Below are 21,511 nucleotides of genomic sequence, written 5' to 3' on the forward strand. Positions count from 1 at the left end.
AGCTGCTAGAAGGCCATTGCCTGAGCGCGTCTGATCACTTCGCGCATCAGGTCACCGTGCAACGCTGCGACCGGGGTGCCGGGCAGACTGTCGTCCTCGGCGAACAACCACCGCAGAATTTCTTCGTCCTCGTAGCCGCCGTCGTGCAGCACCGCCAGCAGGCCGGGCAGACCCTTGACGATTTCGCCCTTGGTCGTATCGAAGAACTGCTCGGGCACGCCGGGGACGCGGGAACGCTTGAGAGCCAACAGCTGACGATCCCGCACGAGCTGCTCGACGCGCGTCTTGGGGACGTCCAGGATCTTGGCGACGTCGGCGAACTGCAGCAGAGAAACCGACGGATCGAGCACGTCGTCGGCGTAGGGAATGGCACTCACGCGGGTAACGTTAACGGGTCCGGCGTCCAGACTTCAAAAGTGACGCGGCCCGCCACGGAGACCGAAGACACGAACCACGATCGTCGGTGAGCTCCCACGGCGCCGATACCATCGTCGTCAGGCGTCCGGATTTCGAGCGGACACATCGAGGACGACGAGGGGAGGTTCGGTGATACCGGGTTCGATGCTCGATCGTCGATATCGAATAGACGCACCGATCGCACGGGGCGGAATGTCGACGGTCTACCGCGGACTCGACACCAGGCTCGACCGACCTGTCGCGGTGAAGATCATGGATCCGAAGTTCGCCGAGGACCCGCAGTTCGTTCAGCGATTCGAGTTCGAGGCACGCGCGGTGGCCAGGCTGAGCCACCCCGGCCTGGTGGCCGTGTACGACCACGGGCGGGACGGCGATCACGCATTCCTGGTCATGGAGCTCGTCGAGGGCGGAACGCTGCGCGAGCTGCTGCGGGAGCGCGGGCCCATGCCGCCGCACGCCGCAGTCGCCGTGGTTCGCCCCGTGCTCGAAGCTCTCGCCGTCGCACACCGCGCCGGTCTGGTGCACCGAGACATCAAACCGGAGAACATCCTGATCAGCGACGACGGAGACGTCAAGATCGCCGACTTCGGGCTGGTCCGAGCCGTCGCCGCATCCACCGTCACCTCGAGCAGTGTGATTCTGGGCACGGCCGCGTATCTGTCCCCCGAACAGGTCACCACCGGCTCCGCATCCGCGAGCAGCGACGTCTACGGCGTCGGAATCGTACTGTTCGAGCTGCTCACCGGACGCACCCCGTTCACCGGCGACACATCCCTGTCCATCGCCTACCAGCGCATCGACAACGACGTTCCGCTCCCGTCGACCCTCATCGCAGGCGTGCCACCACAGTTCGACGACGTGGTCCAACACGCCACCGTCCGCGACCCGGAACACCGATACCGCAACGCCGACGACATGGCCCGCGCGCTGCGCACCGCCGCGTCGGCGCTGGCACTTCCCGCGTACCGGGTGCCCGCTCCCCAGCGTTCGGCACAGCACCTGAGCTCGGCGGCTGCGGGCGCACCGACGACAGTCGCCGGCGATCGACAGCCGCCCACCCGCACCCAGGTGGTGCAGAGCGCTCCCCCGGTACCACCGCCCGACGGCGTGCACCACACCCGAGTGGTCACGTCACCGACATCCCGCGAAATCGAGTACGAACCGCAACCGGACGACCCGCAGCCGGCGGCACCCCTGGGCCGGCGACACTACGAATTTCCCGACTTCGCCGCCGATCGCCAACGGTCCCGGCGGGCCATCGTCGTCTGGTTGGTGGTCGTTGCACTGCTGGCCGTGTTGGTCGGTTTCGGCGGCTGGTGGATGGGCTCGGGCCGATACACCGCAGTTCCGATGGTCGACGGTCTCGACACCACCGGTGCCACGAGCGCGATCGAAGCGTCGGGCTTGGAAGCAACGGTTCGGGGAACGTACTCCGACACCGTCTCGACCGATCTGCTCATCGGCACCGACCCCGTCGGTGGTTCCCGAATCGCCAAGGGCGACACCGTCTTCCTGCTCGTCTCACTGGGCAGCCCGACCGTCCCCTCCATCGACTCCGACGCCTCCGTCGAAGACATGCAGCAGCAATTGCGCGACAGAACCTTCACCCCGGTCGACGGCGGCGAGGCATTCAGCACCACCGCACCGATCGGCGGCGTCGCGGCGCTCGATCCCCCGCCGGGAACGGTGTTGAACACCGGTGCCGCAGTCACCGTGCTGCGCAGCAAAGGTGCACCGCCGGTGCAGGTTCCCGACGTCCGCGGACAGAGCGTCGATCAGGCACGGACGACTCTCGAATCGGTCGGCATCACCGTCGACGAGGTCCGCGAGACGTTCGACGAGGACACCGACGGCGGAAAAGCGATCGGCACGAATCCGAAGGCCGGCCAGACCGTCAAGTCCGGCACCACCGCCGTCCTCGACGTGTCGACGGCAGTCACCGTGCCGTCGCTCCTCGGCCGTTCGGTGGGATCCGCACGCACGACTCTGGACTCGCTGGGACTGACGATCGATGTTCGTCAGGTGGTCGACACGGACGGCTCGTTGGTCATCTCCCAGAGCCCCGGAGCCGGTTCACGGGTGGAACCGGACTCCGAGGTCATGGTCGTCTCACTGCCCTGACCACCAGCTGCCCTGACCACCGCTGCCCTGACCCGCCAGGGCGGTGCCGGCGATCAGCCGCGAAGCATCTCGGCGACGAGGAATGCCAGCTCGATGCTCTGCTGAGTGTTCAGTCGCGGGTCGCAGGCAGTTTCGTAGCGCCCGGCCAGGTCGAGATCAGAGATGTCCTGGGCTCCGCCGAGGCATTCGGTGACGTCGTCACCGGTCAGCTCGACGTGGATTCCGCCCGGATGGGTGCCGAGGCCGTTGTGCACCTCGAAGAAGCCCTGCACCTCGTCGACGATGCGGTCGAAATGCCGGGTCTTGTATCCGGTGGACGCCTCGTGTGTGTTGCCGTGCATCGGGTCGCACTGCCAGATCACCTGGTGTCCGGTGGCCTGCACCTTCTCGATGATGGCGGGCAGGATGTCCCGAACCTTGCCGTTGCCCATGCGCGAGATCAGCGTCAGGCGGCCCGGCTTGTTGGTCGGGTCGAGGCGCTCGACGTATTCGACGGCCATCTCGGGGGTCGTGGTGGGTCCGATCTTGAGCCCGATCGGGTTCGAGATCAGTTCGGCGAGCGCGATGTGCGCGCCGTCGAGCTGGCGAGTGCGGTCGCCGATCCACAGGAAGTGAGCCGACAGATCGTAGAGCTTGGGGTGATCGTCGGTGTTTTCGAGCCGCAGCATCGCGCGTTCGTAGTCGAGGACGAGTGCTTCGTGGCTCGCGAAGATCTGGGCGGTGTGCAGATTGGGGTCGGAGACGCCACAGGCGTCCATGAACCGCAGGCCGCGGTCGATCTCCCCGGCCAACGCCTCGTAGCGTGCTCCGGCGGGTGACTGCGCGACGAATTCACGATTCCAGTCGTGCACCTTGTGCAGGTCCGCCATCCCGGCTCCGGTCAGTGCCCGAACCAGGTTCATCGCCGCACTCGCGTTGGCGTAAGCGCGCACCAGCCGTGACGGATCGTGGCCGCGCACGCTCTCGTCGGCCACCAGCGAGTTGATCATGTCGCCGCGGTAGGACTGCAGGCCGAGCGCATCGATGTTCGACGAGCGAGGCTTGGCGTACTGGCCGGCGATGCGCGCGACCTTGACCACCGGCATGCTCGCCCCGTAGGTGAGTACGACGGCCATCTGCAGCAGCGTGCGAATGTTGCCCTTGATGTGCGGTTCGGTGTTGTCGACGAACGTCTCGGCGCAGTCGCCACCCTGAAGCAGAAACGCCTCGCCGCGGGCGACGGCAGCGAGCTTGTCCGACAGCGCCTCGACCTCACCTGCGACGGTGATCGGCGGAACGCTCTCGAGCACCTTGCGCATCTCGCCGGCCTGCTCGGGATCCCACTGCGGCTGCTGCGCAGCCGGCTTGGCCAACGCGTCGTCCAATCGAGTGCGCAGTGTCGGAGACAGCGGCGGCAGGTCGGGCAAGCGATCGATGGGTACGTCGACAGTCCAGTTCACCGCTACAGGATATTCGTACCGCCGTCACCGCAGGACAACGGGTGTTCAACCGCGGTACGAGTACTCCTCGATCGCCTGGAACTTGGCCAGATTGTGGCGCGCGTCGGCCAGGGCATCGTGGGCGTCGTCGGGCACCGCGGGAAGCTCGGGACTGCCGCGATCCTCCCAGTGCTGACGGAGCTCACGGGTGAATCGAGGCAGGGAACGCGGCAATTCGGTCATCGATCCCCACAGCTGGCAGAGCGCCACGTGGTCGTACGCCGCCACCCATGCCCATAATTCGACCTCGGCACCGTAGTGCGGAACGAGGAATTCGAGCAGTTCGTCGCGAATTCGGGATCGGCTCATCCACAACGGCGACGAGTACGGTGGCAGCTTGGGTAAGACGTTGCGCCGGACCCACCGGCCCGCCCGCTCGGGGTCGAACTCGGAGGACACCGCATAGAACTCGCGACCGTCCTCCGACACCACACCGATCGACACCAACTCGATTGTGCGACCATCCTCGATGAACTCTGTGTCGTAGAAGTAGCGCACGCGGCTCACCCTAGCGCGTGCCCCGGCACGTCCCCCACACACCGCAGAACCGAGCCGAACAAGCCCTGAAAGGGAACGTTGTGACTTCGTCCGACACCAACCGTCCGGTCGCCGAAGCGTCGGAGCCTGCCGGCCCGACGCGACGCCGGTGGCCGCGTTGGGCGGTGGCGTCGAGCAGGGTCGTCGTTGTCGTCGCGGCGGCGGTCGGTGTGCTCTTCCATCTCAACGGGTTTCCCGGGCTGCGAACGTTGGGTGAGCATTATCGACTGGATCTCGACGTCTACCGGCTCGGCGGCGAGGTGTTCGCTCGGGGCGGGGATCTGTACGGCCAGCTTCCTCCCATCGCGACCGGTACCACGTTGCCGTTCACGTATCCCCCGATTGCTGCCGCTCTGTTCAGCCCGCTCTCGAAGGTCTCGCTCTACGCCGCGTCGATGACGGTGACGTCGTTGTCCATGCTCGCGTTGCTGGCGACCGTTGTGCTCACGCTGATCTCGTTGGGGGTTCGCCCTCGCACGCTCGTGTGGTGGAGTGCAGGCGCGGTGTTCGCGGTGTCCGTCCTCGTACTGGAGCCGGTCACGTCCACGTTGAACTACGGGCAGATCAACATCGTTCTGATGATGTTCGTCGCGCTCGACTGCTTGCCGAAGAAGACTCCGTGGCCTCGGGGTGCGCTGATCGGTCTGGTCGCCGCCGTCAAACTCACTCCCGCAGTTTTCGTCTTGTTCTTCTTGCTGCGCAAGGACTTTCGCGCTGCAGTGGTATCGGCATTGAGCTTCGCGGTGTTCACGGCGATCGGGTTCGCGCTCACGTGGTCGGACTCCGTGAAGTACTGGACCGAGACGATCATCGATTCCGATCGGATCGGCGGCCCGGCGTACCCGGCGAATCAGTCCATCACAGGTGTACTGGCCCGCCTCGGAATGGACGAGCTCCCCCGTTCCATTCTGTGGATCGCACTGTCGGTAGGGGTACTGCTCGTTGCGGGAATCGCGATGCGCAAAGCATTCGCCGCCGGTGAGATCGCCCTGGCGCTGACCGTGAACGCGATGTTCGGCCTGTTGGTCTCGCCGGTCTCCTGGTCACACCACTGGGTGTGGGCAATACCGTTCGCGATGGTGCTGGCCGCCGTCGGATACCGCCGTCGAAGCGCACTGCTACTCGCTCTGGTTGCCGTCGGACTGGCGATCATGGTGTACGCACCGCACTGGAAACTCGGTGAAGGTCGATGGAGTGGACTCGACTGGCCGTTGGTCGATCAGTTCGCCGCATCCGCCTACGTGTGGTGGGCGCTGGCCTCTGTGGTCGCCGTCGCGGCCGTGAAACTCTCGCCTCGGGTCACCCCGAAGGAAAGCGACACCGCGGTTCACTGACCGCCGTCGTCAGCTGGCCTTCGAGTCGGGGATACGGCGCGCGGACGGAGCCGAATCTTCGGATGTCGCAACCTTCTTCAGCGAGGCCGCGTACACGTCGACGTACTCCTGACCCGAGAGCAGCATCAGGTCGTACATCACCTCGTCGGTGACGGCGCGCTCGACGAATCGGTTGCCTGCCATTCCCTCGAACCGGGAGAAGTCGATGGGCTTGCCGACGCGAATGGTGACCTTTGCCGGACGCCACACGCGCGAACCGATCGGGTTCATCTTCTCGGTGCCGATCATGGCGACCGGCACCACCTGAACGCCGGTCTGCAATGCCAGGCGCGCCATTCCGGTCTTGCCCTTGTAGAGCCGGCCGTCGGGCGACCGGGTGCCTTCGGGGTAGATACCGAGCACCTTGCCGGCTTCGATCACGCGGGCACCGGCGTTCAGTGCGTCTTGCGCCGCGTCGGCTCCGGTGCGGTCGATGGGCACCTGACCCACCGCGGTGAAGAACCACTTCTGGAACGCACCCTTGAGACCCGAGCCGGTGAAGTACTCACTCTTGGCGAGGAAGGTGATGCGCCGCGGGGTCTTGAGCGGAAGATAGAACGAGTCGAGAACCGCTTTGTGGTTGCTGGCCAGGATCACCGGGCCGTGCGTCGGAATGTTCTCCGCACCCTCGATCGTGGGCCGACCCAGGGCAATGAGCAGGGGCCCCACGATGACGAATTTGAACAGCCAGTACCACATTGACGTGCTCCCTGATCATGGTCGGCAATCGTTGGTGTGCCGGCTCGCGCGGAGCGAACCGACTGCGGCCGTGCGTTCTCGAACCGTGCCGCGTAGTGAACTGTACCCAGGGTTTATGACACCAGCCACATCGACGAGGAGGAGACGTGCGACATCACACGGGGTGGGTCCGAACCGTCATCGTGCGGTGGTGACGAACTGTGCTCGCGCGAGCTCGGCCGCACCGATCATCCCCGCGGCCTCGCCCAGTTCGGTGCTGCGAATCCGTGCCAGCGGGCGATGGCCCGCGCCGGTGACGAGCTCGGCGTACTTGTCCGTGGCATGAGCAAGGAACTGACTCGATGAAGTGGCCACACCGCCGGCCAACACGATCAGGTCGGGGTCGTACACATCGCTGACCATCGAGAGTCCGACGCCGAGCCAGTGTGCGAAATCCTCCATGGTGCGTCGGCCGATCGAGTCGCCGTCGTGCGCGGCGCTCGCGATCCGACGCCCGGTCAACGAGCCGGGATCGAGGAAGACCTCGCGCGCCAACCTCGTCGAGGACGACGGGTCTGCGGCCAACAACTCCACCGCCGTATCCACCAGTGCGGTACCGCTGCAATACCGTTCCCAGCACCCGCGTTTGCCGCAGGGACACGCGCGTCCGTCGGGCACCACCTGAATGTGACCGAGTTCGGGTGCCACCCCGTGGCTCCCTCGATAGATTCGGCCGTCGATCAGCAGCGCCGCACCGATTCCCGTTCCGATCGCCACCATCACCACGTTGCGGCCACCCGATGCCGCTCCGAAACGGTATTCCGCCCATGCGGCGGAGTTGGCGTCGTGTTCGAGCAGCACCGGTAGTCCGATGCGTTCGCTCATCTCGGTTGCGACCGGCGTGTCGACCCACGGCAGGTGCGGGGCGAACCGGACCGTCGTGCGGTCGGAATCGATGAAACCCGCCACCGCCAGACCGACGGCAGCGATGTCGTGTCGGCCGGCCAGTTCCTGCACGGCGCGGTCGAGACCACGCTCGAGTGCACGAGCAGTGTGGGGCGTGGGTGCTGCGGTCGAGTCGAGCACCTGACCGTCCGCGTCGACAACCGAGGCGCGCAGGCTCGTGCCGCCCACGTCGATCCCGACCGTCAATCGCTGATGATGACGCTTCATTCGTTCATGCCTTCCTCGGCCGTCCCCCCACGGCGATGGTCACTCCTTGACCCGAACGGTAATCGGTACGAACGCCGGTCGACGAACGGACGGCGCAGAGGTGTCCTCCGACACGTCCGCGGCGGCGTCGACCCGGTCGGCAGCGGACGCGGTCGACTCGGTACCTGGCTCGCTGCTACCCCCAGCGGCGTGTTCGGTCCCCGGCGCGGTGTGGTCGATCAACAACTGGCGCAGCAGTGCGACGACGACGGCCCCTTCCGAGGCAACGAGTTCGACGAGATCGTGCCGTTCACCGCGCACCAACGCCGCGAGCGCACACACCGGGCACCAGCTGCAGCCCTGCTGATCGCGGTCCTGCTGAGTCTCGGCAACTCGGCGCAGGATGGGCTCGAGACGTGTCAGGACGGTGTCGGCCAACGCCAGCAGGTCCGCGCCCAACTCCGAATGCCCGGCCGTCACAGCGTCTCTCCGCTCACAGCTCTTCCGATCACAGCTCTTCCGGTCATGGCTCGGCCGCTCACAGCGGCCACACATCGGGGTCGGGTCGGAAACGCACCACCAGGAACGGGCCGTCGAGTTCCGCAGAATCGGCGATACACCGACGCAACACCGACGCCAACGTGACGCGTCGCCGCCTGCCGTCGGCACTCACTATCAAGTCGTCCTCCACTCGCCCCAGACCCAAGGTGGTCGAATCGACAACCGGCAGAAGCATTCTCATCGCGTACACGGATTCGAGTCCGCTCCCCGACTCGAGTTCGACCGACGGTCGACCGGCCGGGCTCGACGCACGTCGTTCGAGGGAGTGCGGTGCCAGGTGCTCGGCCACATCCTGCAAGGGGCCCAACCCTACCGGTTCCACTTCACAGTGCTCCACCTCCACGATCGGAACCGAGCCGACGCGTCGTCGGAGTTCGGCCACGGCGTCGAGCTGCGCGGCCCGCCATCGCTCGAACCAGAACACCGCAGGATGAGCTCCGACCAGACCGATCGACGAGGAATTGAGGGCCGGGAGCATCCGGTTCACCAGCAGTCGGTCGACGCGAACGCCGAACAGAGCCGCTGCGGAGAGCGTGCGTTCGGCGTCGACGATGGACAGGTGCTCGGGGGTCAGGACCACGGTTGCCCCGGTCCGGTCGGGATCGGTGATCAGCGCCCGGACCGATTCGATCTGTCCGAGGATCCGCTCGATCATGGCCACCACGAGCGTGAGCCGCACGTCGGTTCCGGTGCCGGCGACCATGCGATCGTGGCGCGGCCACACGCGCTCGAAATAGGACGAGACGGTGCCGGGCAGCTGCAGTGTTCGCAGCGCATCCCCCGATGCCGGAAGATCGACTATCACTGTGTCCCAACGACCTTCGTCGACGAGCCGGGACACCTCGTGCAATCCCAACAGCTCCTCGATACCCGGGAACCCCATCAGCTCCTCCGGCTCGATCGCGCCGAAACTCACGCCGTGTTCGTGGCCTGCCGAGGCCACCGACAGCATCGATCCCAGACCGCGGTACCGCTCTTCGAGCAGCCGCGAGGTATCGATCTCGACGACGTCCAGGTTCGGAGCAACCGCTCCGATGCCCGAGTCCTCGTCGGTGTCACCGTCTGCGCCGAGGGCGTCGCGGATCGAGTGCGCCTGGTCGAGGGAGGCGATCAGCACCTCTTGGCCCGTGGCCGCGAGCGCAAGACCCGATGCAGACGCCAGGGTGGTCTTCCCCGCGCCACCTTTGCCGATGAACAGCGATACCGTGGTGCGGAGTTCGGGGCGAGCGTCGGTCAGCCTTCGACCCGCTTCTTCAATTCCTTGAGCGCAGTGTCGGTGATGACCTTCTCTGCTTTGCGCTTGAACAGGCCGATCATCGGAATGTTCAGATCGACAGTGAGCTCGTACGTCACGTCGGTGCCGTTACCGGTCTCACGCAGCGAGTACGACCCGTTCTGAGATTTCTGCATTTCGCCCGAGACGAGATTCCACGACACCGAATTGCCGTCCGCGGCCCAGTCGTACTCGAGTTCGTACGTGTCTTTCACCATTCCGGCGTCGAGCACGAACTTGACCCGCTTTCCCCGTCCGTCCGCACCGACTTCGAGGACCTCGACGGACTTCGCGGCGGACACCCACGTGGGATACGCGTCGAAATCGGCGATGACGTCCATGACCCGACTCGGTGGGGCTTCGACGACGATCGACCTCTGGGTTTTCTCCGCCATGACTACTGGTCCGCTTCCTCTCGGGTACTTCGATCCGCTTCGTTCGCTGCCTGCTGTGTAACCCGCGGCAGGCCTATCTCACACGATCGAACCGCCGACGCACAACGCGAACCGGCCGACCGTACCGCGCGGTTCATTCGGGAGCTGAACTCGACGCTACGTGGTGGGGTGCCTCGCCCGCTGACCTCCCGGCCTCGAGCTCCCGCTTCAGCTCGAAGGTCATGGCGCGGCCGGCCACCCGACGCGCATGCTGCTCGGTGGCCGACTCACTTGGTGAGGCCGGCTCGGCGTGCAGGAAGTAGTGGACGATCACGCCGTCGAGTACGGGCTCGAGCCACAGCTCCATCGTTCCGACGACGCCGCCGCGGACCGACCACCGAATGCCCTTCTCGCCGCGATCCTCGGTCACGGTCAGCGACAGGTCCGGCCACCACCGCCGCCACCGCTCCGGCGAGACGAACGCCTGCGCCACCGCCGCACCGGGCGCTGCCACGAATGTCTGATCCGCAACTTGAATACTGCTCATCGTCAGAGCTTCACATATCGGGTCCGAGACCAGGACCGCCGAGGCACATTCGGGACCGCGCACCCCGGGTCTAGAGTATCTGTGAAGCCGAGCTATCGACTTTCTCCAACCCGTTCGATCCGGAGGTAATCCCGTGCGCGAGTTCACTGTTTCCGCCGAGTACGACATCGCGGACACCGACTCGGCTGTCGACAGCGTCTTCGCCCGCGCTCGGACGTCGCCGGATGCCGTGGTGTTCCGTCGGCTCGACGACGGCCGATGGACCGATGTCGGTGCCGCAGAATTCGAGCGACTGGTCGTCGACGTGGCCAGGGGCCTCGTCGCGGCAGGTATCGAGCAGGGCGATCGCGTCGCGCTCATGTCGTCCACGCGATTCGAGTGGTCGGTCATCGACTACGCGATCTGGGCCGCGGGCGGAGTGACCGTGCCGATCTACGAGACGTCGTCGGCGGGCCAGGTCGAGTGGATTCTCGAAGACGCCGAGCCGGTTCTGTTGGTCCTCGAGAACGACGCGCACGTACGGGCGACGGAAGCCGTCGTAGCTGCGGCGCCGTCGGTACGTCGAACGTTCGTGATCGACAACGCTTCCGGCACGGGCGCAGTGCAGGCTCTGATCGACAACGGCGCGGACGTCTCCGAAGACGTTGTGCACGAACGAGTCTCGACACTTCGCTCGTCCGATCCGGCCACGTTGATCTACACCTCGGGCACTACCGGCCGCCCCAAAGGTGTGCAATTGACGCATGCGAACCTCCTTGCGGAATCTCGCGGCATTCGCCAGACGTCGTTGAAAGCTCTTCTGACACAGGGCCGCAGTACGTTGATGTTCCTTCCGATGGCGCACGTCCTCGCTCGCGCGGTGAGTATCGCGTCGTTCGATGCCGGAGTCACCCTCGGCCACACCAACGACATTCCCAACCTGGTCGCGACGTTCGGGACATTTCGACCGGACTTCATTCTGTCCGTGCCGCGCGTGTTCGAGAAGGTCTTCAACACTGCGAAGCAGAAGGCACACAGCGACGGCAAGGGCAAGATCTTCGATCTCGCGACCGAGTGCGCAGTGGCGTGGAGCCAGGCGCAGGATTCCGGTGGCCCGTCGATCGTGTTGCGCGCCAAGCATTTCGTGTTCGACAAGCTGGTCTACTCGAAGCTGCGGACCGCTCTCGGCGGCAAGTGCGAACTCGCCATCTCGGGCGGCGCACCACTGGGCGCGAGACTCGGCCACTTCTACCGCGGCATCGGCGTGACCATCTACGAGGGCTACGGCCTGACCGAAACCACTGCGGCGTTCGCGGTGAACACCATCGGATTCCAACGTGTGGGCAGCGTCGGACGCCCGCTACCCGGGAACACCGTCCGCATCGCCGGCGACGGTGAGATCCAACTACGCGGACCCGTTGTGTTCGACGGATATTGGCGAAACGAGAAGGCGACCGCGGAATCCCTCGACGACGGGTGGTTCCGCACCGGCGATCTCGGATCCGTCGACGAGGAGGGATACATCACGATCTCCGGCCGCAAGAAGGAACTGATCGTCACCGCCGGCGGCAAGAACGTCTCCCCCGCGGGCCTCGAAGATCACCTTCGTGCCGGAGCACTGATCAGTCAGGCCGTGGTGGTCGGTGACCAGAAGCCCTTCATCGGTGCCCTCATCACCCTCGATCCGGATGCGTTCGACAAGTGGAAGTCCGCACACGGCAAGGACTCCGACGCCACCGCAGCGGATCTGCAGGCCGACCCCGATCTCGTCGCCGAGATCGACGCCGCCGTCGCCGACGCCAACAAGTCGGTCTCGCACGCGGAATCCATCAAGAAGTACCGCCTGCTCCCCCACGACTTCTCGGAGGAGAGCGGCGAACTGACGCCGACGATGAAGCTCAAGCGCAATGTCATCACCAAGGCGTACGCCGATGAGATCGAGGCGATCTACGCGAGATGACACGCGTGGCTTGAGCCGTGGCGCGAGCGGACCGCCCGGTCAGATCAGCGACCGCAGTTTCTCCGTCAGCACGTCCCAGCGCCATTCCGCGTCGACCCATGCCCGACCGGCGTTGCCCATCTGCGTCGCCAGTGTTCGATCGGACAGGATCGTCACGATCGCGTCGGCGATGGACGACACCGAAGTCCCGTCGACGACGAGCCCGGTCTTGTTGTGCTGCACAGCTTCCGGAGCGCCTCCAGACATCCCGGCAACCACCGGAACGCCACAGGCCGACGCCTCGAGGTAGACGATTCCGAGCCCCTCGACGTCGAGGCCCGCGCCTCGGGTGCGGCTCGGCATCGCGAACACGTCGGCAATCGTGTGATGGGCAGCCAGTTCCGCCGACGGTACTGTCCCGGTGAACACCACGTGCTGCTCCATCCCGGTGGAGCGAACCAGTTCGCGCAACGTGTTCTCGTACGGACCGCCGCCGACGATCACCAGAACCGCCCCGTCCACCGCGCGCCGGATCTCCGGTAGCGCCCGGATCAGGAAGTCCTGGCCCTTGCGCGGCACCAGCCGCGACAGACACAGAACCGTCGGTCGGTCACCGAGGCCGTACCGAGCACGTAACTCCGTCCTCGCGGCATCGTCGGGCACGAAACGATCGGTGTCGACCCCCGGCGGCAGATGCTCGAGTGCCGCCGACGCCCCGAACGCCGAGCTGAATCGGCTCCGCGTGTACTTGCTCACGTAGGTCACCACATCGGTGTTCTCCCCGATGGTGCGCAGCGTCGCGCGACCACCGGGCACCATCGACCACCCCACCTCGTGGCCGTGTGTGCTCGCCACGATGCGATCCGCCCCGGCTTTGCGCAGGTGTGACGACATCACCGCCAACGGGGCCGCGGCACCGAACCACACCGAGTCGCACCCTCGGGTCTTCACGATGCGTGCTGCGCGGCGAGCAACCAACGGAGTCGGCAGCATCAACGTGGTCGGATGCCTGATGACCTCGAAGGGTTGTTTCGCATCGAACTTCACGTGCGAATCACCACGCCACCGCGGCGCGTAGACCACGAGCTCGTCGGCGGGCAACTGCGAGGCGAAGCTGTGCAAGTAGGACTGGATTCCGCCCGGCCGGGGCGGAAAGTCGTTCGTCACCAGAAGAGTACGACGCATGACGACAACCGTAGCGCTCCCGATCGGACAGCTCGTGTCGACGACGCGCACGTCCGCATCAGCGTGACCGAGCGGCCACCCAGTTGCCCCACTCCACGACGAACCGGGTTCGGCTCAGACTCAGGACCGAGGTGATCGCTGCGTCGACGACTCCGTCCGACCCGGGTCCGGACGCCAGCGCCTCGTAGAACCTGCGCAACGTGGACTCGCCGTACCGGTCGGCCACGAACGCGAAGACCGACCAGGCGGACTCGTAGGCCACGTTGGAGCGGGTGCCGCCTGCACCGAAATCCTCGTCTTTCGGTAACACGGTCGGCGGGCCACCGGCAGCCACGATCGATGCCAGAGTAGGTGCCAGCTGCCGGAAGTCGGCACCGGAACTGCGATACCCGGAGTAGTCGGCGAAACCCTCCGCTACCCACAACGCGGTGCCTTCCGCCGTCTTCGCCCGCGCCGCCACATGCGTCAACTCGTGCCGAAGCACCGAACGAAGAGTGAACGGAGTCAGCCGCGACGCGGCATCGGGGCCGAACACCACGCGCTGACCCGTCGGACGCGACCCGCCGGCCACGGCGTCGGACACGGTCACTGCGGCCACGTCCGTCGACGGCGAGGACCCCGTCGATTCGTCGAACTCCTCGGCCGTCGAACTGACGAACACCAGTCCGTTCCGGGCCCAGTCGGCTCCCCAGAAGTCGGTGACCGCAGCGGTCGCCGCGGGCAGCTCGGCGGCCACATCTGCCACGAACTGCTCACGGTCGGGATGTCCCAACACCACCGACGTGCCGGATGCAGTGGCGACCGAGCGCACCGTCACGGGCCCGAAATCCCACGGCCCGCGCCAGGTGTGGCGACGGTAGGTCGGCAAGTCGGCGTCGTCGACCAGTCGCCACTGGCCGTCGCGTTCGGCGACCACCAGCGAAACCGGCCGGCGGGTCGGCGAGGCATCCGGGCCCTGCACGGCATACCGCAGGTACACCGGTGGAGCCCACACATCGGTGGCATCCAGCTGCTCGGCAATCGACGACGGCACGGGGGTCTCGGGTTCGTCACCGATCTCGTAGTCGAAGTCCGAGAAAGGAACCGTCGGAACGACAGTCGCCCGGCGAACCTGCGCATCCACGAACGTCGGATCCGCGAGGGGGTCGAGCAACCCACGCAGCGCCGATTCGTCGCCGGAACGGAGGGCAGCCGCCCAGCGCTCGAGCAGCTCGGTCACTTCGGCGCGGCGCTGCTCGTCGTAGGTCGGCGGATTCTGGGAGGCCGACGGATCGGACGAAGTCGATGCGCTCGATGTCGCCGCTCCCGATGCAGGACCGTCGTGACGATGAACCAACAGCAGCGTCGACGCCACTGCCAGAACGATCAGGACTGCCGCCCATCGCGCCCGCCCCGACGCGGCGAGAGCGTGGACAACGGACGGCCGTTCCGTACCGCTCATTCAGGCGTCAGTCGTCGTTCGCGGCACAGTCAGTATCGACGGGCCCCGTAGAACGGGAACGACGCCATCGACTGGACCTTCACCGGAACCCCGAAGGTGGAGGCATGCAGAACGTTGCCGTTACCGGCGTAGATACCGACGTGTGATGCGTCCGGGTAGAACAGAACGACGTCTCCCGGCTGCAGATCCTTCTGATCGACGGGAGTTCCGCCGGCAGCCTGAGCCTGACTCGACCGCGGCAACGTCTTTCCGACCTGCTTGTAGGCCCAGACGACCAACCCGGAGCAGTCGAAACCGTCGGGGCCGGTCGCTCCCCAGACGTACGGCTTGCCGATCTGTGTGAGACCGGCTTGCAATGCGCTGGAACCGGAGCCCGGCGTCAGGTTCTTCAGAATCGTGGAGGGGTCGAAACCTTCCGGAAGCGCCGATCCCGCGAGTGCCAGCTGCTCGGACGAGGAAAGCGCGCTGTACGCGGCCATGACTTCGGCGATCTGGCCCTGAAGTTCACTCTGCTTCGCCTGCAGATCGTCGCTGACCGCTTTGGCCTGCTCGGCGGCGACTCTGGCCTGTTCTGCGGCGGTCGCGGCGGCCTGCTCTGCCTCGGATGCATCCGCGCTGGCCTGCTGGAACTGAGCTACCTGACCGGCTGTCTCGGCGGAGATGACATCGAGGGCCGACATTTGGTCGAGCAACTGTTGCGGCGAGTCGCTGACCATGACCGCGAACAACCGGTTGGTGCGAGCGCCCTGGTAGTTGACATTGGCCACCTTGTCCATGGCGGGTTTGAGCTGCGCCAGCTGCGACTGGGCGGCGTCGAGGGCCGCCCGACTGGCATCGACGGCAGTCTGCGCATCGAGCTGCTCGCGAGCCCGAGCGTCGAGATCGATCTGCGCGTTGTGCAGCGACTCGTTGGTCTGTTCCGACTCCCTGGACAGCTCCGCCAGCTTCGCCTGCGCGTCGGAAGCCGAGCCGAAGCCCGGATCGGCGGTCGCCGTCGTGATCGGCACCACCATGATGCACGCGGCCGCAACGGCTGTGGTCACCGAGCTACCTACTAGCCGTAGAACTCGGGTGGTTCTCGATATCGCCACGGAAAGCGACTCTCCGTCCTGACATATGCCATTCCAGCTGGAGTGGCGGTTGGAAAAAGTGACCGGAACCGAACGATACCCATGCTCAGCTGGGCGCGGACGTGAACACGGTCCGAAATCGACGCAGTCTGCACGTGACAGATCACAAACCAAACGTCGGAGAGGTCTCGATCAGATTACGAACTGGACGCTCTGCTGTCCACCGATCCGGCGTGTCGCCCGGAAACCGTCCCTGGAAACGACAACAGGGCCGAACCGTCGAAACGGATCGGCCCTGTCGGTCGGTACACAACTCCGGTCGGAGCGCTCGGCTCAGTAGCGTCGAGCGCCGTCGAACGGCATGGAGTCCACGGGAGCAACCTTGACCGGCACGCCGGACGTGGATGCGTGCACGACGTTGCCGTCGCCGATGTACATACCCGAGTGCGAGCCGCCGTAGAACGAGACGACGTCGCCGGGCATCAGGCTGTCACGCGAGACCGGGGTGCCCGCAGCTGCCTGGTCGTAGCTCGTACGGGGCAGGCTGACGCCGGCCTGCTTGTAGGCCCACTGGATCAGGCCCGAGCAGTCGAACGAATCCGGACCCGATGCGCCGTACACGTACGGAGCGCCGATCTTGGACTCCGCCGCCTGGACGGCCTTGGCAGCCGGGGTGACCTGCGGGGCAAGGGGCGCACCCGGAGCGGGCATGCCCGGAATGTTGAGGGGAGGGAGACCCGGGATGTCAGGAATCTCGAAGGTTCCGACGCCGGGGATGGTGACTGGGGCCGCCATTGCCGGTGCAGCGGGGAGAATCACCACGCCTGCCGTGAGCGCTCCGGCTACGAGAGCTCGCCGCAATGTTCGGTTGGAAAGTTGTGACGCCACGAAAGATGGTGCTCCGTTTCTTCCACTCGTCCGCCGACCGAGTTAGCTGACGGGTTCGGGCTGGGAAGAGCAGCCCTACCCACCGGCCACCATCGGTGACTCGGCGGGATTCACCCCAGTAAATATCGGGTTCCCGGTAAGAACACTCTCGCGAGTGATCGATTAGGCGGTGACTTGCGACGCCACTCCGGTTTGGACTGGCAAGACTCCGCAAGGTCTCAGGAAGGTTACGAAATGGCATACCCCTGTGTCGACCCCAACGCGCCGAACGGACCGAATTCGGCCGTGTTCTCGCTACCCGGCGCGTTGATCGCCCGGTGTGTCACGAGTCGATAACAGGGGAACATCCGCGGTGCCGTCGTCGTTCACGACGAGCTTGAGTGCGGGCACCATACCGACCTCGGCAAGCACCCCCATGGCACCGAGTTCTTCCTGCTCGAGGGTGATACGAGACGGTGAACCGACCCATTGTCCATCCGATCTCGCGGGCATCCCGGGAGCCCCCAGAAGCACCGTCACAACGCAGTCGGCGCAGGCGATGTCACGAACCAGGCAGTCACTGCAGTCGATGATCATTGTGATCCTTGTCTCTTTGTCGCGTCGGACGGTGTAATCGGCCGATCGAACGAAAGGTAGCGCCAGCCACCGACAGGTTCCGCGACTCGACAATCGGCACCGACCGACACGATGCCCTCCGACGCCGTGTTCGGCGTTCTTGTCGGAGGTCGGCCCTAACGTCGTCGCAGTGAGCCTGCCGATCCAGCTGACGTTCGACGAACTCGACACCCCGCTTCACGCCACCACGTTCGTCGTCGTCGACCTCGAAACCACTGGTGGCAGCGCTGACACGGAGGCGATCACCGAAATCGGGGCAGTCAAGGTCAGAGGCGGCGAGATCATCGGCGAATTCGCTACCCTCGTCGACCCGGGCAGATCGATCCCGCCCTACATCGTCGAGTTGACCGGCATCACGACGGCGATGCTTATCGGGGCTCCCCGCATCGAACGCGTTCTCCCCGGCTTTCTCGAGTTCGCTCGCGGATCGGTACTGGTGGCACACAACGCCGGGTTCGACACGGGATTTCTCAAGGCCGCAGCGAGTCGACTCGACATCGCCTGGCCCCGCTTCCAGGTGCTCTGCACGGTCAAACTCGCCCGGCGAGTGCTCACGCGCGACGAGGCACCCTCGGTGAAACTGTCCGCCCTGTCGACGTTGTTCAGATCCAGCACTCGGCCGACTCACCGAGCATTGGACGACGCGCGTGCCACGGTGGACGTGTTGCACGGCCTGATCGAACGAGTGGGCAACCAGGGCGTACACAGTTACGCGGAACTGGTCGACTACCTCCCTGCGGTGTCGGCGGGGCAACGAGCCAAACGCGGCCTGGCCGCACACCTGCCCGATACACCCGGCGTCTACCTCTTCCGAGGACCGTCGGACGAGGTCCTGTACGTAGGCACCTCGAACAACCTCAAGCGTCGGGTGCGCAACTACTTCACCGGTTCCGAGACACGTGGGCGAATGAAGGAGATGGTCTCGCTCGCCACTCGCGTGGACCACGTCGAATGTGCGCACGCACTCGAGGCAGGAGTCCGCGAATTACGGCTGCTCTCGGCTCACGTCCCGCCTTACAACCGCCGATCGAAGTTTCCCCGCAAAGGGTGGTGGGTCACCCTCACCGACGAAGCGTTTCCGCGTCTGTCGATCGTGCGCACTCCCGCACCCAACAGCCTCGGACCGTTCGCTGTTCGGGCGGACGCGGCGGAGGCCTCCGCCCTCGTCGCGGAATTCTGTCGACTTCGTACATGCACCCGCCGGTTGAGCCGCGCGGTTCGACACGGTGACGAGTGCACCGCGACGGACGTCGGTGGCTGCCCAGCGGCGTTCTCCGGGCCTCTGACGGCCGAGGAGTACTCGGGTGCCCCGGCGAAATTTCTGGCGTTCGTGTGTGGACACGACGACGAGCTGCTGTTCGCGATGCGACGCCGCGTCGCCGAACTCGCGGACCGTGAACTGTTCGAGACAGCCGCGCGTCTCCGCGATCGAATCGCGGTGACGGTGAACGTGCTCCGCAGGATGCACCGGGCGGCCGCCGTTGCGGCCATCGCCGAGCTCGTGGCGGCCAGGCGGACAGCCGACGGCGGTTGGGAGCTGATGGTGGTGCGCTTCGGCCGCTTGGCCGGGGCGGCCGTCGCGCCGAGAGGGGTGCACCCGATGCCCGTCGTCGATGCGATCACGGCGTCGGCCGAGACGGTGATGCCCGATGCGACGCCACTTCGCGGTGCGCCGCCGGAAGAGGTGGGCCTGATCGCGTCGTGGCTCCACACGGACGGAGTGCGCATCGTTCGCACCAGCAGTGGCTACTGCAGCCCTGCTCGGTCTGCGGGTTCGTGGGAGGAGTGGTGTCGAACGGCCCGAGAAGCAACGCGGCAGGAGTGGAGCCCGCGGAACGACCGATGAGGCAGGAGTGGAGCCCGCGGAACGACCGATGAAGCGAGAGTGGAGTCGGCCGAGCAACTAGTGTTGTCTCGGTTGGGTCGAGCTCGCGTCATGTGTGAGCCCGGAGATGCGTGAGGAGCACAGATGATCAATGCCATCGTCTTGATCGACGCCGAGGCCGATCTGATTCCGGAGACGGCGCAGGCCGTTGCCGATGTGGACGGTGTGTCGGAGGTGTACTCGTGCGCCGGCGACGTCGATCTGATTGCCATCGTCAAGGTGCGTGATCATGCGTCGATAGCCGAGGTCATCACCAAGCACATCAATCGTGTTCGTGGTGTTCGCAGTACGACGACTCACATTGCGTTTCAGTCGTATTCGAGTGCCGACGTCGATGCAGGATTCTCGATCGGCGAGTAGTTCGGTGTGATTCAGTCGGCCAGCGCGGTGGTGCAGCGTGCCCAGTCGGCAAGCAGGCGGGCCGCGGAACCGTTGTCGACAACCGTTGCCGCAGTTGCCAATCCGGCTTCGATTTGCTCGTGCAGGTTTCCCGAGACTCCTCGATGCGCGGCCATGGCCGCGGCGGCGTTGAGTAGCACGGCGTCACGGACGGGTCCGTGTTCGCCTGCGAACACGCGATGTGCCACTGCTGCATTGTATTTCGCGTCACCGCCTCGGAGGGCCTCGATGGGTGCCCGAGCGATTCCGTAATCGACCGGGTCGATCGAGTCGACGGTGACGGTGCCGTCGGACACCACGTGCACGGTGGTCGTGGTGGACAGGGTGATTTCGTCGAGCCCGTCGTCACCACGGACGACGAGAACCGAACTACCGCGTCGAGCGAACACGCCGGCGACGACGGGCACCAGATTCTCGAATGCGCAGCCGATCAGTCCGGCGCGTGGGCGGCCCGGGTTGGTCAAGGGGCCCAGCACATTGAAGATCGTCGGAATGCCGATCTCCTTGCGCGCCGGACCGGAGAACCGAAGTGCGGGGTGGTGGATCGGCGCGAAGCAGAACCCGATCCCAACCTGCTCGACGCTCGACGCCACCCCGGCGGGCCCCAGGGTGACCCGCACGCCCAGCGCCTCGAGCACATCGGTCGTACCACTCTTGGACGACGCTGCACGGTTACCGTGTTTGACGACGCGTATTCCGCTGGCAGCGACGACGATCGCGGCCATCGTGGAGATGTTCACCGTGTCCGCACCGTCGCCGCCGGTTCCGACGACGTCCACCGCGTCACGGTCGGTCTCGACCAGAAATGCGTGCGAGAGCATGGAGTCGGCGAGACCCTCCAGTTCCGCGGGAGTGGGGCCTTTCATCTTCAGTGCCACCCCGAAGGCAGCGATCTGAGCGGCTGTGGCGTTGTCGGACATGATCTCGTCCATCACCCAGCCGGTATCGGCGCTCGACAGGTCGGCGTGCGTGGTCAACGCTCCGAGGATTCGACGCCACGTTCGCGGCTGCTCGTCACTGGTCCCTGCGGTCATGGTGGATGTGCCGTGCCCTTCTGCTGTCGATGCGCGCGGTGCGGTGGAAGCTTAGTCAGACGTGTCGGCGGGTGAGGCGGGCTGCAGCGCATCCCACCCCAGTACCGCTCCCCCACGCCGTTGCGCGAGACCCGCCATGCGAGACCTCTCCTGCGAACAGTGCAACGCGTCGAGCACCTGTACCCGCTGCAGAACCAGAGCGACACCGTCATCGACTTGCGGCCGATACCCGGTGCCGTCCGGTAGTTCGACCTGCGGACCGACCTCGTACGCATCCTGCGCCGCGACGGCTGCCGCATCGTCGACTTCGTGCGCGGGCAGCACGAGGTGATGCCGCAACAGCACCTCGGAGGACTCGATCCACGTGGGTTCTGTGTTCGCCGCCTCGTCGAGAACGGCGGAGCACGCCCGCGCGTCGTCGAAGCAGCTCGCCACTACCACCAGATCTTCGCGCGTGGGGTCCAGACGTTCCGCGGTCGACCGCGAGAACAACCGCCGAAACCACCCACCTGCACTGCTCTTTGCCATGAGGCCAGCCTTGCACGACTGGACCCTACCGGCCCGT

General features: G+C 65.7%; 21 protein-coding genes and 1 riboswitch. Of the genes, 5 read left to right on the forward strand and 16 right to left on the reverse strand.

Going from position 1 to position 21,511, the window contains the following annotated elements:
- Positions 1–5 precede the first annotated feature (5 nt).
- Entirely contained in the window at positions 6–377 is a 372-nt protein-coding gene (locus tag CH285_RS16030; protein WP_027497362.1) for an Rv2175c family DNA-binding protein, read from the reverse strand.
- 184 nt (positions 378–561) lie between these two features.
- On the opposite strand from CH285_RS16030, the gene pknB reads away from it, so the two are divergent.
- Positions 562–2,538, forward strand: a complete 1,977-nt coding sequence (gene pknB, locus CH285_RS16035) for a Stk1 family PASTA domain-containing Ser/Thr kinase (protein ID WP_052053201.1) — start codon at positions 562–564, stop codon at positions 2,536–2,538.
- Positions 2,539–2,591: 53 nt separating this feature from the next.
- Here the strand turns inward: pknB and CH285_RS16040 are convergent, their stop codons facing one another.
- Both CH285_RS16040 and CH285_RS16045 read right to left on the reverse strand, forming a co-directional pair.
- Positions 2,592–3,977 carry a class II 3-deoxy-7-phosphoheptulonate synthase gene (locus tag CH285_RS16040; RefSeq protein ID WP_094644273.1) on the reverse strand — a complete coding sequence of 462 codons (1,386 nt, stop codon included), beginning with the start codon at positions 3,975–3,977 and terminating at the stop codon, positions 2,592–2,594.
- A gap of 45 nt (positions 3,978–4,022) precedes the next feature.
- The gene (locus tag CH285_RS16045; RefSeq protein WP_032370301.1) at positions 4,023–4,514 is read right to left on the reverse strand and encodes a polyadenylate-specific 3'-exoribonuclease AS; all 492 of its coding nucleotides are present in this window, start codon (positions 4,512–4,514) and stop codon (positions 4,023–4,025) included.
- 80 nt (positions 4,515–4,594) lie between these two features.
- Between CH285_RS16045 and CH285_RS16050 the strand changes: the two genes are divergently transcribed.
- Positions 4,595–5,887 (forward strand): glycosyltransferase 87 family protein, encoded by a 1,293-nt coding sequence (locus CH285_RS16050; protein WP_052066104.1) that lies wholly within the window; start codon positions 4,595–4,597, stop codon positions 5,885–5,887.
- A gap of 9 nt (positions 5,888–5,896) precedes the next feature.
- On the opposite strand, the gene CH285_RS16055 is transcribed toward CH285_RS16050, so the two are convergent.
- The 6 genes from CH285_RS16055 to CH285_RS16080 all read right to left on the reverse strand — a co-directional run bounded on the left by CH285_RS16055 (position 5,897) and on the right by CH285_RS16080 (position 10,511).
- The gene (locus CH285_RS16055) at positions 5,897–6,625 is read right to left on the reverse strand and encodes a lysophospholipid acyltransferase family protein (protein WP_027497366.1); all 729 of its coding nucleotides are present in this window, start codon (positions 6,623–6,625) and stop codon (positions 5,897–5,899) included.
- 177 nt (positions 6,626–6,802) lie between these two features.
- A complete protein-coding gene (locus CH285_RS16060; RefSeq protein ID WP_032387834.1) occupies positions 6,803–7,777 on the reverse strand; it encodes an ROK family protein in 975 nt (324 codons plus the stop codon).
- 39 nt (positions 7,778–7,816) lie between these two features.
- A complete protein-coding gene (locus tag CH285_RS16065; protein WP_032368110.1) occupies positions 7,817–8,236 on the reverse strand; it encodes a hypothetical protein in 420 nt (139 codons plus the stop codon).
- Positions 8,237–8,294: 58 nt separating this feature from the next.
- Complete coding sequence (locus CH285_RS16070) at positions 8,295–9,575, reverse strand: ArsA family ATPase (RefSeq protein WP_306427556.1); 1,281 nt, start codon at positions 9,573–9,575, stop codon at positions 8,295–8,297.
- Positions 9,551–9,985 carry an SRPBCC family protein gene (locus CH285_RS16075; protein ID WP_027497370.1) on the reverse strand — a complete coding sequence of 145 codons (435 nt, stop codon included), beginning with the start codon at positions 9,983–9,985 and terminating at the stop codon, positions 9,551–9,553. The genes CH285_RS16070 and CH285_RS16075 overlap by 25 nt, the downstream gene beginning before the upstream one ends.
- Positions 9,986–10,118: 133 nt before the next feature.
- On the reverse strand, positions 10,119–10,511 hold the full coding sequence (locus tag CH285_RS16080) for a hypothetical protein (protein WP_027497371.1): 393 nt from the start codon (positions 10,509–10,511) through the stop codon (positions 10,119–10,121).
- 133 nt (positions 10,512–10,644) lie between these two features.
- Here CH285_RS16080 and CH285_RS16085 point away from each other — a divergent pair, with 133 nt between their 5' ends.
- Complete coding sequence (locus tag CH285_RS16085) at positions 10,645–12,450, forward strand: AMP-dependent synthetase/ligase (protein ID WP_094644274.1); 1,806 nt, start codon at positions 10,645–10,647, stop codon at positions 12,448–12,450.
- Between the two features lie 39 nt (positions 12,451–12,489).
- Here CH285_RS16085 and CH285_RS16090 read toward each other — a convergent pair whose 3' ends face one another.
- The 5 genes from CH285_RS16090 to CH285_RS16110 form a co-directional block, all read right to left on the reverse strand.
- Positions 12,490–13,614: a glycosyltransferase family 4 protein gene (locus tag CH285_RS16090; protein WP_027497373.1), complete on the reverse strand. Its 1,125-nt coding sequence runs from the start codon at positions 13,612–13,614 to the stop codon at positions 12,490–12,492.
- Between the two features lie 58 nt (positions 13,615–13,672).
- Positions 13,673–15,055, reverse strand: a complete 1,383-nt coding sequence (locus CH285_RS16095) for a hypothetical protein (RefSeq protein WP_094644275.1) — start codon at positions 15,053–15,055, stop codon at positions 13,673–13,675.
- 29 nt (positions 15,056–15,084) lie between these two features.
- Positions 15,085–16,068: a C40 family peptidase gene (locus tag CH285_RS16100; RefSeq protein ID WP_094644389.1), complete on the reverse strand. Its 984-nt coding sequence runs from the start codon at positions 16,066–16,068 to the stop codon at positions 15,085–15,087.
- Positions 16,069–16,458: 390 nt separating this feature from the next.
- Entirely contained in the window at positions 16,459–17,013 is a 555-nt protein-coding gene (locus CH285_RS16105; RefSeq protein WP_027497375.1) for a C40 family peptidase, read from the reverse strand.
- Positions 17,014–17,029: 16 nt separating this feature from the next.
- Positions 17,030–17,192: riboswitch (cyclic di-AMP (ydaO/yuaA leader) on the reverse strand.
- 115 nt (positions 17,193–17,307) lie between these two features.
- Complete coding sequence (locus CH285_RS16110) at positions 17,308–17,589, reverse strand: hypothetical protein (RefSeq protein WP_027497376.1); 282 nt, start codon at positions 17,587–17,589, stop codon at positions 17,308–17,310.
- 169 nt (positions 17,590–17,758) lie between these two features.
- Between CH285_RS16110 and CH285_RS16115 the strand changes: the two genes are divergently transcribed.
- Together CH285_RS16115 and CH285_RS16120 are read left to right on the forward strand one after the other, a co-directional pair.
- Positions 17,759–19,474, forward strand: coding sequence for a DEDD exonuclease domain-containing protein (locus tag CH285_RS16115; RefSeq protein ID WP_094644276.1), 1,716 nt, complete (start codon positions 17,759–17,761; stop codon positions 19,472–19,474).
- A 123-nt stretch (positions 19,475–19,597) separates the two neighbouring features.
- Positions 19,598–19,873, forward strand: coding sequence for an Lrp/AsnC family transcriptional regulator (locus CH285_RS16120; protein WP_032370294.1), 276 nt, complete (start codon positions 19,598–19,600; stop codon positions 19,871–19,873).
- 11 nt (positions 19,874–19,884) lie between these two features.
- On the opposite strand, the gene trpD is transcribed toward CH285_RS16120, so the two are convergent.
- Positions 19,885–20,946 carry an anthranilate phosphoribosyltransferase gene (gene trpD, locus CH285_RS16125; RefSeq protein ID WP_094644277.1) on the reverse strand — a complete coding sequence of 354 codons (1,062 nt, stop codon included), beginning with the start codon at positions 20,944–20,946 and terminating at the stop codon, positions 19,885–19,887.
- 51 nt (positions 20,947–20,997) lie between these two features.
- Positions 20,998–21,474, reverse strand: coding sequence for a hypothetical protein (locus tag CH285_RS16130; protein WP_048318659.1), 477 nt, complete (start codon positions 21,472–21,474; stop codon positions 20,998–21,000).
- Positions 21,475–21,511 lie beyond the last annotated feature (37 nt).

Origin of the sequence: Rhodococcus sp. 05-2256-B1 (assembly GCF_002258465.1) — a bacterium.
Lineage (GTDB): Bacteria > Actinomycetota > Actinomycetes > Mycobacteriales > Mycobacteriaceae > Rhodococcoides > Rhodococcoides fascians.